The organism is Butyrivibrio sp. XBB1001 (assembly GCF_000424505.1).
Lineage (GTDB): Bacteria > Bacillota > Clostridia > Lachnospirales > Lachnospiraceae > Butyrivibrio.
On sequence record NZ_AUKA01000003.1, the window covers coordinates 40,681 to 55,773 of the forward strand.

A 15,093-nucleotide genomic window follows, 5' to 3' on the forward strand; every position below is an offset into this window, starting at 1 on the left:
TATGTTTTTAGTGACTCTTCATCTCAGGCAGGTACTGCACTGCAATCCTATTCTCCGGATTTACATCCACAAGATATAGAACTACAAGAAAAATCCACTCAAGAGGCTTCATAACAAAATAAGTTACATCACAGGCAACCTTGTTATGCCTGATGTGGTCAGCAATTGGGAAGCCGTATTTATCATAGAAATTGCGAACTGCCCTGTGGAAGCGTGGTGTCTTTTCTTCAAGAACGTTTTCAAAGGCGTTAGCTATCATGAGCTGTCTGTTTACGATAACGTCATGTCCGTGGCGAATGCCCTTTCTCACAGGCTTTACAATCTTTTTATGGCCACCAGCGGCAACAGTACACAGATAGTGCTCATCATAGTACAGGTTTTGTGGGCCCTCCTGACCTGACAAGGCCCAGTTGGTTGTCTCTGTAAAGGCTTTTATCACAGCATCTGGCTGCTGACCAAATAAAATTAGTATCAAAAGAACTATGCCAAGCAGCGGAATCATTAAGATGAAGGCGTAAAGTGGCCATTTTTCAGAGCGAAGGAGACTTTCGTTAAGCTTTTTGATGAAAGCATTTTTCCCAAAATCGTCGCTATTATGAAGCTCACATCCGTTCCACTCCATTATCTTTTCCCTAAACAGATTGAAGGTTATAAAGATCATGTTAATGGGAAGTATGTAGCTAAGAGCGATGAATTTTTCAAATGTATGGTTTGAAATCTGTATGCAGCACACTATCATAAAGCCCAGCAGGATGTAAGTTGCAGCCATGGACAAGACAGTGACAAGGGGTGGAACCTTTGCAGAGTCGGTTCCAGCCAGGATTATAAAGCCAATGACTCCCACAGTGCATAGAATAATAAGTGTAGGGTAACTATCAATCCATATGGGTTGATGAAGCATGTCGTTGTACAGCTGCTCAGTCCAGGACTTTTCAAAACTTACATCACAGAGAAACTCCAGGTTTAGCACTGTTTCTGGAACACCGACTATTGCTGTGACTGCCCAGATGATATTCCTTGCAACCTTGTTCCTGAATCTGTGGAACAGACCTATGAAGTTATAGATGCTGACTACTGGAGGAGTGATTATTAAAATCCCAATCAGAATATATGCGAATAAATCATCCATGAATATTGAAACCCACCTTTTTATTGAATATTTGATTTTTGACACCTATATCATACATTATACATCTTGTAAGCGATAATGGTTGCACCCGGAAACCCGCATGACATCGCATGTTTTCCTTTTACATCAAGTTACTAGAGAGTATGATGTAGGAAGGGCGAGGATTACGCAGGACGTGACAGAATCCATGCCCTGTACAAATGTGTTTAAGGAGAGAGAAAGTATGAATGATATTGTTAGGAGAAGAGCGGAACTGCTGGTTGAGAACAAAGCACTGCTTCATAAGGCTTTTTTATTTGAAGACGGGCTTTTAACAGCTGTTGCAGGAGCTGCTTTTGCAGAGAGGAATAGAACCGCAGATCCTGAGCTTGTTAAGGAGTGCAGAGAGATCCTCAGGAAAAAGATTGGGCTTTTATCAGAAATAAGAGGAAATAACGAGCTTATAGTTTCCGCTAAGATGGCTATCAGTGGCAATCCTGAGCAGTACCTTGATGATGTGATCGAAGTTTATAAAAGGCTTCAGAGCGGGAATATTTTGGGCTCAAGCTACAGAGCCCTTGCAGCAACTTCAATTTGCGATGCTAAAAGAGCTAACGACGTTGAGAAAATTGTTGAGAAGACAGAGGCTATATTAAAGGGAATGAAGGCTTCTCACCCCTTCCTTACATCAGATGAGGACACGGGATTTGCAGTTCTTTTGGCTATGACAGATAAGAGTGTTGAGCAGATACTCACAGAGCTGGAAGAGAGCTTTATTGAATTTAAAGTTGACTTCGTACTGCACGATAATGCAGCGTATTCCTTGGCTCAGGTTCTCACAACCTTCGAAGGAGACAGCAAGGAAAAGAGCAAGAAGGCTGTTGAACTCTTCGAAGCTTTTAAGGATGCTGGATATTCTTATGGAAAAGATTATGAGCTTCCATCACTTGGAATACTGGTAAATCTTGGAAAAGAGACAGGTGATGTAGTTGCAGAAGTAATAGAGGTTGTAGAGTCCTTCAAGGGCAAAAAGGGATTTGGAATATTTGAAATGACTCCCCAGATCAAGCTTATGCTGGGCACAATGATTGTGGGCACTGTATATGGAGAAAATCAGCCTGCAGCAAATGCCTCTGTAACGAGCGGGGCAATTTCGATACTGATCGCGCAGCAAGTAATGATGGTTGCTCTTATCGCAGCTTTGGCTACAGTATCAGCAACATCAAATTAATCCTGCTACAATCTAGTCAAGTAAATTAGTATAAACAGGCCTTCATCTAGCATGGAGGCCTATTTGATTCAGGATTTTTTCTGTGATATTCTTGATAGGAAAAATGTTGGAAGAAGGAGAATATTATGAAAAACAACACAAAGAAGATTATTATTGGATTAGTATGTCTTGTAGTTCTCGTAGCTGCATTTGCAGTATGCTGGAAGGTATTTGGACCAAAGGCTACAAAGGGTGAGAAGCACATCACAGTTGAGGTTGTTAACAGTGAAGGCGCTACAACTGACTACGAACTTGATACAGATGCAGAGTTCCTCCGTATCGCTATGGATGAGCTTCATGACCAGGGCTTTAGCTATGATGGAACAGATTCTGAGTACGGAATCATGATCTCAGCTATTAACGGCGAGACAGCAGACTATGCTACAGACGGAGCTTACTGGGCTCTTTATGTTAACGGCGAATATGGCCAGTACGGCTGCGATTCACAGCCTGTAACTGATGGCGATACATACACATGGACTTATGAAAAGGCACAGTAATTTATAGTATGTCAAATAGTACTTCTGGAAGAATAACAATACTGGATATTGCCCAGATAGGGCTTATGGTTGCGGTAATAGAGGTTTCCAAGGCAGCACTTGTTTTTTTACCCAATATTGAGCTCACAAGCTTCTGGATCATCATGTTCACACTCTTTTTTGGATGGAAAATAGTGGCTGTTGTGCCTGTTTTTATCCTGATTGAGGGCAGTATTTACGGCATGAATCTGTGGTGGATAATGTATCTCTATGCTTGGCCGCTACTGGTACTGATAGCCTGGCTTCTCAGGAAGAATGATTCGGCTATTTTCTGGGCTATTGTGTCAGGAATCTTCGGACTTTGCTTTGGCGCATTATGTTCCATCCCTTATGTGGTGATAGGCTGGAGCAGCGGCGGCTTTGCAAGCGGCATCAGAGCCGGATTTGTATGGTGGATAGCCGGGATTCCCTGGGATTTTATCCACTGCGCTGGAAACTTTGTACTGATGCTGGTATTGTATAGGCCAGTCAGGGCAGCCATGAAGAAAATCAAGGTTGCCACTTTGTAAAAGAGTAAAAATATAAACAAAAAAGAGCTATTTATGAATCCTTGTGGATATGGTAATTGTTTTGAGCTAAAATGAATGGAGCAATTACAACTAAAGCGAGGGTTATGTAATGAGAAACAAGCAGAAACTGATACAGCAGGCCATGGACAGGGCTGTGGCCAATAAGGAGGTTGCAGGAGTTAACCTTCTTGTGATCAAGGACGGGCAGGAAACTTACTATGCCCAGAGTGGTCACGCTGATATAGCCAAAGATATACCAATGAACCGTGACACTATTGTTCACCTTTACTCCCAGTCAAAGCCAGTTACTGCGGCAGCAGCAATGCTTCTTATGCAGGATGGCATCATTGATCTGGATGAGCCTGTGGAAAACTTTTTTGAGGGCTTCAAGAACCAGACGTGCCTTATTGATGGCCAGATACAGAAGGTACCTGATGATAAAAAGGTGAGAATTTTTGACCTTCTGAACATGACTTCAGGACTTGTTTATCCTGGAATTAACACAGAAGCTGAGAGAGCTACGTCAGCTCTTTTTATAGATGCTGTTAGAAGGCTTGAAAATCCATATGATGTTGCAGATTATAAGGAAATGTCTGAGGATGAGCGACAGAAGCATCAGATGACAACTCTTGAATTTGCTGATGAGATAGGTAAGTTCCCACTTCAGTTTGTTCCCGGAAGCTATTTCCAGTACGGAACAAGCGCAGACGTTCTGGGAGCTGTAATTGAGAAGGCTACAGGCCAGAAGTTTGGCGACTTTTTGAAGGAGAGACTATTCGACCCTCTTGAAATGAAGGATACAGGCTTTTTTGTTCCTGAGGAAAAGAAATCCCGCCTGTCACGAGTTTATGAGGTTCACGGCGGAGAGTTTAGAGAATTTTCAGGAGACCATCTCATCATAAGAAATGATGGAAACCCAAATGCCTTTGAATCAGGCGGAGCAGGCCTTTTCTCAACACTTGATGACTATGCTCACTTCGGGCAGATGCTACTTAATAACGGAACCTACAAGGGAAAAGAAATCCTGACTCCGGCTACAGTTAAGTTTATGACTGATGCTTCCCTCAAGGAAGGCCCTCAGCACGCCTTCGATAACTGGCATGGTCTCGAGGGACACTCATACAGAAATCTCATGCGTATCATGACTAACCCTGAACAGGCCCTTATCATCGGCCACAAGGGTGAATACGGCTGGGATGGCTGGCTGGGAGCTTACTTTATGAATGACCCGGAGAGCAGGACAACCATGATCATGCTGACACAGATGAGAGATTATGGCACAGGTCATCTTACCAGAAGAATCCGTAATATTGTACTTTCATAATGCAAAAAGCCTGGAACTGTAGCAGCTCCAGGCTTCATTATTGAAGACTAATCGCCTTCTACTCGACTTATTCCCAGAACAGTTCATCTAAGGTCTTGTTCAGGGCCTTACAAATTGAAATACAAAGATTGATAGTGGGGTTGTAATCACCCTTTTCTATAGCATTTATTGTCTGTCTGGAGACTCCGCACATTTCTGCAAGCTGTTGCTGTGACAGATCCATGCCCGCTCTGGCAGCCTTCATCTTAAGATTCTTCATGTGAGTCACCTCTCTTTTCCATAAAGCGCTTGATCAGAAATGATACAAGGATTGCGCCGAACAATACAGCCAGCATGAGGTTAATAGAGCTGCCTGTTGCAAGCCCATCCTCAGTAAAGCCCTTGGTACTATTTGCGAAAAATGCCAGTAAATTGCAGGCTATTACAAATGCAATTAGTGTCATCCAGGTACCGACTTTCTGTCCAACCTGAAGATATGCATCATTGAAAATACAGTAAATTGCGTAGATAGCGATTCCGATAAGGGCAATAGTTATTACTACAAACTGTGGTGACACAATATCCTTAGTAGGACCATAAAAGAAGACTGAGTAAAGGACATTGAGCAATATTGTTGTCATGAAGCTGATCTTATAGCCCTTGCCTCTTTCAAGAATCTGCCTCTCGTCATAATGCTTCTTGTCTCCTGCTAGCTTCTTCCTGATAATTACGATAATTAGGAAGAGTGCCAGAAATACTGCTACTGTTGTCAAAATGTCAAAAATGTTGTTTCCCATCATACACCTCCAAAGATTACTCATTGATAATATTATTTGATCGCGACGTCGTTTGCTCTTGTTGTGATTTTATAATAATACCCTAATAGCAATATGTCAAGTATATATTACATAATAATTATAATAATTTACTTTATGCTATTGATTTGCAAGGGCGGAATAAAACTTTCCTAACAGGAAAGTTTTACTACTCCTACTGATAATACCTGTGTATTACGCTTTATCGCTGCCTTTTATAGAATTTAATTATCAAAAAGCAAGGAGATAAGCGTATATGAATAAAAGTACAGGATACAAAAACATATTAAAGAATTTTCAGTACATGAAATTGATGATTGCAGCACTGATAAACCGTTTTGGTGATTCTGTAGATGCGATTGCATCAGCCTGGATTATCTATGAGCTTACCAGCAATGCTATGTGGTCAGCTGTCATATATGGTGTGAACAAGCTTCCGTCAGTTCTGATAATGCCACTTGCTGGGGCGTGGGTAGAAGGAAAGCGCAAGAAAACGGTTATGGTTGTTACTGATATCATAAGAGCTATATGTGTGGCTTTTATTGCAACAGGCTATTTACTTAACTTTCTGGAAGCCTGGATGCTTGTTATTACAACTTTTGTGATTTCAACAGCAGAGGCCTTTAGACTTCCTGCAGGTTCAGCAGTAACACCTAAGGTCCTGGATAAAGAGGATTTATCCTATGGAATGTCTTTGTCTACAGCACTTGGTACTATAGTTGAACTTATTGGAATGGGAATTGCAGCAGGTATCATTGCTTTCATCGGTACTGCCGGAGCAATTTATATAGATATGGCGACATTTCTTTTATCAGCCTTTCTGATCTCAACTGTAAAGATTAGAAATGATGAGCCATCCGATGCAAAAGGCAATTTAAGTAACTATTTCTCAACACTTAAGCAGGGCTTTTCATATGTCCTTAGCAGTAAAGTTGCCAGATTCCTCGTTATGTTTACAGCATTTTTAAACGGAATTCTGGTTCCGCTTAACAGCCTTCAGGCTCCACTTGCAAGCGAAGTTCTCGGAGGTGGCGCAGAAGTTTTATCAGTTCTTGGTATCACAGTTACTGTTGGAAGTCTCATAGGTACTGTTGCATATCCTATTCTTAGCAAATTTATAGGAAAAGAAATATTTGTGATAAGTGGAGGACTTGCAATCGGCTTATATTTTATCTCCATTATTGTTGCAAAGCCTGCTTACGAAAGTGTAGTATTTATGTATGTGTTTGTGGCTTTTATAAGCCTTATGTTGGGAATATTTATTTCGCTCCTCTCAGCTTTTTTACAAGTAGAATTTATTGAACTGATCGAGGAACAGTATCTTGCAAGAGCAGCATCTATTATGAATGCCATAGGACAAGCAGTAACACCAATAATGTCTCTTGTTGTGAGTGCTCTGGCAGCATTCCTTCCAATAGGTGCGATATTTGTACTTGCCGGAATCTTTGACCTTGTGGTCTGCCTATACATAATTGTTTCACGCACTTTGACTAATACGTTAAAAAGCGAGGAATCTTTAAATGCAGCTTAACTTGCATGAGAATATAAAGAAATACAGGAAAGAAATGGGGCTAACCCAGGAAGGACTGGCTGAGGCCTTTGGTATTACTGTAGGAGCTGTGTCTAAGTGGGAGAGTGGCAGCACCATCCCTGATATTATGACCCTTATGGACCTGGCAGACTTTTTTGACATATCTGTTGATACGCTACTTGGCTATACCATTTCCTCCAAGAATGTAGATGACATTATAGACAGGATAGATAAACTTTTGTCTGACGGTCATTATGATGAGGCAATTTTGGAAGCGGAAAAGGCTATAGTCAGATATCCAGGGAACTACCGTATTTTAAATAAATGCGCCAATGCCTATGTGACGGTCAGCGCTGTTAAGAACTTCAAGAAAGAATATAGGGAGAAAGCCCTTGAGCTATTTGAGGAGTCACTTCGCTATGTGGATCAGAATACTGGAATTGATGACAATGAAATGTCAATAAGATACAAGATTGCAGAACTCAAGATAAGCGACTATCCCAATGAGTCTATCAAGGAATTTCAAGAGATTAACTACAGAGGTGCTGCGGAAATAGGCATTGCCCAGGCTTATCGCGCGCTGGGCAAGAAAGAAGAAACCCTGGACAGGTATACCAGGGCCCTTTCAGGGATACTCGTGCAGAGTATAGAGTTTGCTACCGGAATGAATGTAAGCCTTATGGCCATGGATAAGCCAGCCTCCTACAATGAGGCAGCAGATCTCATGGACTGGTGCATAGATATAGTTGATGCCACTTCCAATGGGAAGACAAGCTATCTTACAAAGGTCAAGGTATTCTGCCTTGCTCTCAAGGCCATAAATCAGTCCTGTTATAAGGACTATGATAATATGAAAAAGAGCCTTGATACTGCTTATCAACTGGCTAAAGAGTACGATAAAAAACCTTCCAATGATTTTAATGGGAAAATAAAATTCTGGCATGCCGGAGAGGACTACAAGTACCCTATATATGATAATCTGGGCCACGGAGCTGTAGAAGGTATCAGCAGTCTTTTTGAAAATGTAAAAGGACCAGGAGATAAGGGCGTTATAAAAAAGATGGAGGAAGCCAGCAGATACTGGGAGTCCTTAATTTGAAATCATACCCACCTTAGCATTCAAGTAAAATATCTATGAATGGCAAGGTGGGTTATTTATTGGACCACATTGAAGACCCCTATATGTTATACTAATTAAGTGCAGGTTGAAACTGCAGAAAGTAGGGGAGTTTCATGAAACTAGTACATTTGTCAGATCTTCATCTTGGAAAAAGAGTCAACGAATTTTCAATGATAGAAGATCAGGAATACATTCTGATACAGATCATCAACAGAATTGATGAGATAAAGCCCGACGCAGTGATTATTGCGGGGGATATCTACGATAAATCCGTGCCTTCAGAGGAAGCTGTAAGGCTATGGGATGATTTCTTAAGTAAGCTTGCAAAGCGTAAGCTTGAAGTCTATGCCATTAGTGGCAATCATGATTCTGCTGTGAGGTTTGCGCAAAACTCACGTATCATAGACCAGGCAGGAATCCACTTATCTCCAGCTTATGATGGAAAACTTATGCATTTTACAATACCTGATGAGTACTCAGAAAAGAGCGGTGATGTAAATCTTTACATGCTGCCCTTTATTAAGCCTGCAGTAGTGAGGTCTTTTTACCCTGAGGAGGATATTAAGGACTACACAGATGCAGTGCGGGTTGCGCTAGAGCATGCAGACGGTAGTATAGATCCTACAAAGCGCAACATCCTGGTTGCCCACCAGTTTGTCACCGGGGCAGAGCGCTGCGAATCAGAGGAAATCACTGTTGGCGGCCTTGATAACGTCGATGTTTCTGTGTTTGATGATTTCGACTATGTGGCCCTTGGACATATCCACGGTCCTCAGAAGGTTAAGAGGGACACAATCAGATATAGCGGAACGCCCCTTAAATACTCCTTTTCCGAGAAGGACCATCATAAGTCGCTGACAGTTGTCACGGTAAAAGAAAAAGGCCAGGTCCAGATAGAGCTTGTGCCCTTTGAGCCTCTGCGAGACCTTCGCCAGATCAGAGGAACCTACGAGGAACTTTCAGATAAAAGAAACTACGAGGGAACAAGGAGAGAAGATTACATCCATGCTGTTCTGACTGATGAAGAGGATATTCCTGATGCCATCAGTAAACTCAGGATCATTTATCCCAATCTTATGAAGCTTACCTATGATAATACGAGAACCAGGGAAAATAAGGTTATCGAGGGGGCTACAGATATTGAGAGGAAGTCTCCAATAGAGCTTTTTGAGGAATTCTATGAAAAGCAGAACAACCAGGAAATGAGCGATGAACAGCGTGAGCTAGTAAGCGGACTAATAGAGAGTATCTGGAATAAATAAAGAGAAGCTAGCTAATAGACTGTAAGTATCTTGAGATAATAAAGGGGAACGTAGGGGAGAATACAGGAATAGAGATGAGACCAGAAAATATAAAGATTTCAGCCTTTGGACCATATGCCGGGGCTATAGATTTAAATATGAATGAGCTTGGCGAAAGAGGGCTTTACCTGATAACGGGAGATACCGGAGCAGGCAAGACCACTATTTTTGACGCTATCTGTTTTGCTCTTTTCGGAGAGGCCAGCGGAGGCAGCAGGGAAGCCAACATGCTGCGTTCCAAGTACGCAGATGACGACACACCTACCTTTGTCGAGATGTCTTTTACCCATGGGGGAAAAGAGTATTTCATAAAGCGAAATCCAGAGTACATGCGCCCTGCAAAGCGCGGAGAGGGACTAAAAAAAGAGCTTCCAAACGCAGAGCTTCACATGCCTGATGGCAAGGTGATAACCAAGGTCAAGGACGTAAACAGCGCAGTTACTGAGCTTCTCGGAATTGACAGAGGCCAGTTTAGCCAGATAGCAATGCTGGCCCAGGGAGACTTTTTAAAGCTCCTTCTGGCTGATACCAAGGAGCGTCAGGAGATTTTTAGAAAGCTATTTAAGACTGAGTGCTATCAGACTCTTCAGAATCAGCTTGAGGCTGAGCGCAAAAAGAGCTATGTGGCCTGTGAGGATGCCAGAAAGAGTGTTAAACAGTACATCTCAGGCATAGTCTGCATGGCTGATGATCAGCTCATGCTGGAAGCGGACAAGGCAAGAGCCGGAGAGATGGTCATAGACGATGTGATGGAGCTTATTGAAAAGCTCCTGTCTGGAGACCTGGCCAGGAAGGATGCGGCAAGGCAGCAGATAGAGGGTCTTGATAAGGTGCTTTCAGAAGTAAATGAGAATATTGGAAAGGCCAAGCAGCTTGAAAAAGCTGTAGCAGACCTTGAAAAAGCCAGGGCAGAGCTTGAAAAGGAGCTTCCAAGGGAAGAGGGCTTTAAGAAAGCCTTTGAAGATGCGGAAAAAGAGCTTCCTAAAAAGGATGATTACAGCAGGCTGAAGGCCCAGATAGAGGCAGAACTTCCAAGATATATGGAATATGAGGAAGTACTTCTTGCTACTGGTAAGCTTGAAAAAGATATAGTAGCCTTGGAAAAGAGTATCGAGGCTTCTATAAAGGCTCAGGAGGAAAAGGCTTCTGAAATTGAGGAGCTTAAAAAGGAACTTTCTGGTTATCAGGATGTTGGAGCAAATAAAGAACATCTTTTATCAGAAAAAAAGGGTCTTGAAGATAGGAAAGACAAGCTGGATGTCCTAAATAAGAAGGTTACAGCACTTCAAAGGGATGAGAAGGCGCTGGAAAAGGCCAGGGAAGAGTATAAAGATATTGATCGTATCTACCAGGAAAAGAACGGTCTTTATGAGCATATCTTTAAGCTCTACAGAGATGGCCAGGCGGGAGTGCTTGCCACAACCCTTGTCGAAGGCGAGCCTTGCCCTGTTTGCGGTTCAAGAAATCACCCAAGTCCTGCGTCACTGTCAATGGAGGTTCCAACTGATGCTGAGCTTAAAAAGGCCAAGAAAGATGCGGACATAGCCAGAGAAGAGGTAGCAGAGTCCAGCAGAAAGTGCAGCGAGCTTGGCAGCTCTTTTGACGTAAGCCTTGAGCATGCAAGGAGAGAGTATGAGGAGCTTGTGGGAGATATTATCACAAGTGCCGGTGCTGGAAGTGATGCTGCTGCATGTGGTACTGCTGCGGATAGTGGAATAGGTAAGAATGCTGCTGGTGGCGGTATAGGAAAGAGTTACGATGGTGAAGGGCAGCTTTTTTCAGGTATAGATTATAGGAATGATATGAAAGGCCCTGAGCCTCTTAGCTTGGAAGATATGAAAGAGTCTTCGGAGAAGCTTGCGAAAAGTTTATCTGAGAAGATTTCGGAGGTAGCCGGCCTTATTAAGGCTGAGGACCAGCGCATAGTCAGAAAAGCTCAGCTTGAAAAGATTGTTCCTGAAACTGAAAGTGAGCTTAATAAGTTAAAAGAGCTGGCTTCCTCTCTGAAGGAGAAGCTTGCAGCAGATAAGAGCCGCCGTGAAGCTGATAAGAAGCAGTGCGAGAGCCTAAAGGCAGGATTTAGCTTTGAGAATAGGGCTAAGGCTGAAGAAAAGATAGGCGAGCTGGGCTTTAAAGTGACGGCAATACAAAGCTCTTTTGACAAGGCAGACAAAGAGCTTAAGAGCCATGCCCAGAAGATAAGCCTCTTAAAGGGGCAAATCAAGGGACTTGAGGAGTCTCTTGAAGGTGCTAAGGCTCCTGACATGGAGGCACTTCTTACTAAAAAGAGTGAGCTTGAGGGAGAGAGGTCTTTACAGACTGATGCTTATACCAGCGCAAACGCAAGGATTGAGAGCAACGAAGCGGTAAGAGTAGGTATTGAGAAAAAGCAAAAAGAGCTATCCCAGGCAGAAAAGCGCCTGTCCTGGATGAATTCTCTTGCAGATACTGCAAGCGGCAAGCTCTCCGGCAAGGAGAAGATCATGCTGGAGACCTATATTCAGACCACATATTTTGACAGGATAATCGCAAGAGCGAACCTTAGATTTATGAAGATGTCTGATGCCCAGTACGAGCTAAAGCGCCTGGAAGAGGCTACTAATAACAAGGGGCAGAGCGGACTTGACCTTGGCGTCATCGATCACTACAATGGTACGAGACGAAGCGTCAAAACTCTGTCTGGAGGAGAATCCTTCATGGCAGCTCTTTCACTGGCACTGGGGCTTTCTGATGAGATCCAGTCATCTGCCGGAGGCATTCAGATCGATACAATGTTTGTGGATGAGGGCTTTGGAACTTTGGATTCTGACTCATTGGAGCTTGCTTATAATGCTCTTGCAGGGCTCACTGAGGGTAACCGCCTGGTGGGAATCATATCCCATGTCACAGAGCTTAAGGAAAAAATCGACAAGCAGATAGTTGTCACCAAGGAAAAGAGTGGTGGCAGCAGAGCTGTTATTGTTGTGTGAATTGTGCAGGAAGATAGATTATTGATTTTCCTCATAAAATCGATAATCATACTGGACTAGGTTCTCGCATAGCGAGGGGCGTATCCTGCATTCTGCATGATTAGTACATATTTGTTGGAAATAAAAGAAATTGAGGAATAAAAATGGCAATAAAAGTTACAGGTAAAAACAGAAGAGAATACATGACACAGACTCCTGTGCCCAAGCTGATACTGACACTGTCAGTTCCAACAATTATCAGCATGATGGTGACAGCAATCTACAATACTGCGGACACCTTTTTTGTTGCCAGAGTATCTGACGTTGCAGAGATCAACACTTCTGCCACAGCAGCAGTTGGACTTGTATTTACAATAATGGCACTGATCCAGGCTACAGGCTTCTTTTGCGGACATGGCTCAGGCAACTATTTATCAAGAATGCTAGGAGCAGACAATTATAAGGAAGCCAGCGAAATGGCTTCTACAGGCTTTGCGCTAGCACTTATCCTGGGTGTGATATTTGCTATTGTTGGAAATATCTTCGCAGGACCAATTGCGGGATTTCTTGGAAGAGGAGCGTCTAGCCAGACTCTTGAATTTACAATGCAGTATATGAGAATAATTCTCTTTGGCGCCCCATTTATGATGGCACAGTTTGTGGTAAACAATCAGCTCAGATTCCAGGGAGCAGCTTACTATGCCATGATTGGTCTTATGTGCGGTGCAGTTATGAACATGATACTTGATCCACTTCTTATTCTGGTGTTCCATCTTGGAGTAAGAGGCGCAGCCATTGCAACAGGTATGGGCCAGGGAACCAGCTTTTTGGTTCTTCTTATTGGCACTAGCAAAGGGGAGAACATAAAGCTTCTTCCTCAGAATGTGCATCTCAACTGGCATTATATAAAAGAAATCATTAACGGCGGGGCACCATCTCTTTTCCGTCAGGGCCTTGCCGCTATTTCTACACTTATCCTAAACTATACAGCAGGCTCAATTGGCTCAGATGCTGCAATTGCAGGTATGAGTGTTGCGGGCAGGATCATGATGATGCTGGCAGCAGCTCTTATCGGTTTTGGCCAGGGCTATCAGCCAGTCTGCTCCTTTAACTACGGCGCAGGCCTCACAGCCCGTGTAAAAGAGGGATTTAAGTTCTGCGTCAAGTATTCAACAATTGTTCTTGTTGGTATCGGCGCCGTAGCTTTCATTTTTGCTCCATACATTATTTCTGGCTTTTCAAAGGACTCTGCTGCGATTACTGTTGGTGTTGCGGCTCTTAGATTCCAGGCCTGCACACTTCCTCTTTCAGGAGCAATCGTCATCAGTAACATGATGCTGCAGTCTATCGGCAAGGGCGTCAAGGCTTCTATCACAGCTTCCGCCAGAAACGGAATCTGCTTTATTCCTATGATCCTGATCCTGCCTACATTCCTTGGCATCACAGGCGTAGAGATGGCCCAGGCCTGCGCAGATGTGCTATCTTTGTTCGTTGCAATCCCCATGGCTTATACGGAACTTAAGAAATTTTAAAACTTGCATTACAGGGGCTTGGCGGAATGATGCAGAATAAAGGAAAATTTGATTTGTGCATTACTTAGGTTCAATTGAATGATGCAAGAAATGGAATATATTGATATATGCACTACTCAAGCGTCGGATGATGATGCTAGAGTAGTGTTTTTTCTTGTTTTGCATAATTAAGACTAGCTCGAGTAATGCATAATAAAGGAAAAATTGATTTGTGCATTACTCAGGTGCTAGTGAATGATGCAAGAATTTTGTTTTTACTTGTTTTGCATTATTTGGACATGTCAGAGTGATGCAGAAAAGAGGAAATTTAGATTTGTGCATTACTCGAGTGCCAAAGAATGATGCAAAAATATTTTTTTAATTGTTTTGCATTACAGTGGCTTGGCGGAATGATGCAAAAAAGAGAAAAAATTGATTTGTGCATTACTCGAGTGCCAAAGAATGATGCAAAAATAATTTTTTACTTGTTTTGCATTACAGTGGCTTGGCGGAATGATGCAGAATAAAGGAAAATTTGATTTGTGCATTACCCAGGTGCTAGTGATTTTCAGATCGGTCTATAAGAATGCAAAAGAAAAAATGTTAAGAGCCCAGGTTATTTCTGCGGTGGCGGTGCTGCTGATTGCTGTGGCCGGGAGTTTTGCTGTGGCGGCAAATAATGCTAGGAATAACAAATCAGAGGATTATGTGGATAATGGTGGGAACTTACCGACAGTAATTGTGGATAACGAGGCTGATGGCGGGAATTCTTATGGTAATGATGGGGAATATCCAGAGGTTGCCGGCGCCAGAAGAACAAGTGAAAACGATGAAGAGTCCCAAAAAATTAGTGAAAACGAAGATGCAAACAAAAAAATAAGTGATAATGCAGAATCGACAAATAGAACAAGTGAACGCGAAGATGCAGGAGAAATATTGGCTTCTGGACCAAAAAAAGTTGAAGTTGAGTCTTCAGAAAGTTATCATTATATAGATGGAACCTATTACGGCGAGGGAATGGGCAATAATGGCAAGATTGGCGTTAATGTCACCATTGAAAGCGGCATGATATCTGCCATTGAGATAGTTAAGTTTCAGGATGATGCGGTGAGCGGAGCTTTTGAGTGAAAACCAATAA

At 42.7% G+C, this 15,093-nt stretch carries 13 protein-coding genes; 10 read left to right on the plus strand and 3 right to left on the minus strand.

The window, feature by feature from the left end; genetic code table 11:
• Positions 1 to 7 precede the first annotated feature (7 nt).
• The gene (locus tag G631_RS0105245; protein WP_026488568.1) at positions 8 to 1,129 is read right to left on the minus strand and encodes a DUF6688 domain-containing protein; all 1,122 of its coding nucleotides are present in this window, start codon (positions 1,127 to 1,129) and stop codon (positions 8 to 10) included.
• 223 nt (positions 1,130 to 1,352) lie between these two features.
• Between G631_RS0105245 and G631_RS0105250 the strand changes: the two genes are divergently transcribed.
• The 4 genes from G631_RS0105250 to G631_RS0105265 all read left to right on the plus strand — a co-directional run bounded on the left by G631_RS0105250 (position 1,353) and on the right by G631_RS0105265 (position 4,750).
• Positions 1,353 to 2,339: a DUF4003 family protein gene (locus G631_RS0105250; RefSeq protein ID WP_026488569.1), complete on the plus strand. Its 987-nt coding sequence runs from the start codon at positions 1,353 to 1,355 to the stop codon at positions 2,337 to 2,339.
• A gap of 125 nt (positions 2,340 to 2,464) precedes the next feature.
• On the plus strand, positions 2,465 to 2,878 hold the full coding sequence (locus tag G631_RS0105255) for a DUF4430 domain-containing protein (RefSeq protein ID WP_026488570.1): 414 nt from the start codon (positions 2,465 to 2,467) through the stop codon (positions 2,876 to 2,878).
• Between the two features lie 8 nt (positions 2,879 to 2,886).
• Positions 2,887 to 3,426, plus strand: a complete 540-nt coding sequence (locus G631_RS0105260) for a hypothetical protein (protein WP_051196869.1) — start codon at positions 2,887 to 2,889, stop codon at positions 3,424 to 3,426.
• 109 nt (positions 3,427 to 3,535) lie between these two features.
• Positions 3,536 to 4,750: a serine hydrolase domain-containing protein gene (locus G631_RS0105265; RefSeq protein WP_026488572.1), complete on the plus strand. Its 1,215-nt coding sequence runs from the start codon at positions 3,536 to 3,538 to the stop codon at positions 4,748 to 4,750.
• Positions 4,751 to 4,817: 67 nt separating this feature from the next.
• On the opposite strand, the gene G631_RS0105270 is transcribed toward G631_RS0105265, so the two are convergent.
• The gene (locus tag G631_RS0105270) at positions 4,818 to 5,009 is read right to left on the minus strand and encodes a helix-turn-helix transcriptional regulator (RefSeq protein ID WP_026488573.1); all 192 of its coding nucleotides are present in this window, start codon (positions 5,007 to 5,009) and stop codon (positions 4,818 to 4,820) included.
• Positions 4,996 to 5,529 carry a hypothetical protein gene (locus G631_RS0105275; RefSeq protein ID WP_155833878.1) on the minus strand — a complete coding sequence of 178 codons (534 nt, stop codon included), beginning with the start codon at positions 5,527 to 5,529 and terminating at the stop codon, positions 4,996 to 4,998. The genes G631_RS0105270 and G631_RS0105275 overlap by 14 nt, the downstream gene beginning before the upstream one ends.
• A gap of 271 nt (positions 5,530 to 5,800) precedes the next feature.
• On the opposite strand from G631_RS0105275, the gene G631_RS0105280 reads away from it, so the two are divergent.
• The 6 genes from G631_RS0105280 to G631_RS0105310 all read left to right on the plus strand — a co-directional run bounded on the left by G631_RS0105280 (position 5,801) and on the right by G631_RS0105310 (position 15,083).
• On the plus strand, positions 5,801 to 7,075 hold the full coding sequence (locus G631_RS0105280) for an MFS transporter (RefSeq protein ID WP_026488575.1): 1,275 nt from the start codon (positions 5,801 to 5,803) through the stop codon (positions 7,073 to 7,075).
• On the plus strand, positions 7,065 to 8,174 hold the full coding sequence (locus G631_RS19975) for a helix-turn-helix domain-containing protein (protein WP_051196871.1): 1,110 nt from the start codon (positions 7,065 to 7,067) through the stop codon (positions 8,172 to 8,174). The genes G631_RS0105280 and G631_RS19975 overlap by 11 nt, the downstream gene beginning before the upstream one ends.
• Before the next feature lie 134 nt (positions 8,175 to 8,308).
• Positions 8,309 to 9,457: an exonuclease SbcCD subunit D gene (locus G631_RS0105290; protein WP_026488576.1), complete on the plus strand. Its 1,149-nt coding sequence runs from the start codon at positions 8,309 to 8,311 to the stop codon at positions 9,455 to 9,457.
• 74 nt (positions 9,458 to 9,531) lie between these two features.
• Positions 9,532 to 12,465, plus strand: a complete 2,934-nt coding sequence (locus G631_RS0105295; RefSeq protein WP_026488577.1) for an AAA family ATPase — start codon at positions 9,532 to 9,534, stop codon at positions 12,463 to 12,465.
• 143 nt (positions 12,466 to 12,608) lie between these two features.
• On the plus strand, positions 12,609 to 13,976 hold the full coding sequence (locus G631_RS0105300; RefSeq protein WP_196803823.1) for an MATE family efflux transporter: 1,368 nt from the start codon (positions 12,609 to 12,611) through the stop codon (positions 13,974 to 13,976).
• A 492-nt stretch (positions 13,977 to 14,468) separates the two neighbouring features.
• Positions 14,469 to 15,083, plus strand: coding sequence for a hypothetical protein (locus G631_RS0105310; protein ID WP_155833879.1), 615 nt, complete (start codon positions 14,469 to 14,471; stop codon positions 15,081 to 15,083).
• The last annotated feature ends 10 nt before the right edge of the window (positions 15,084 to 15,093 follow it).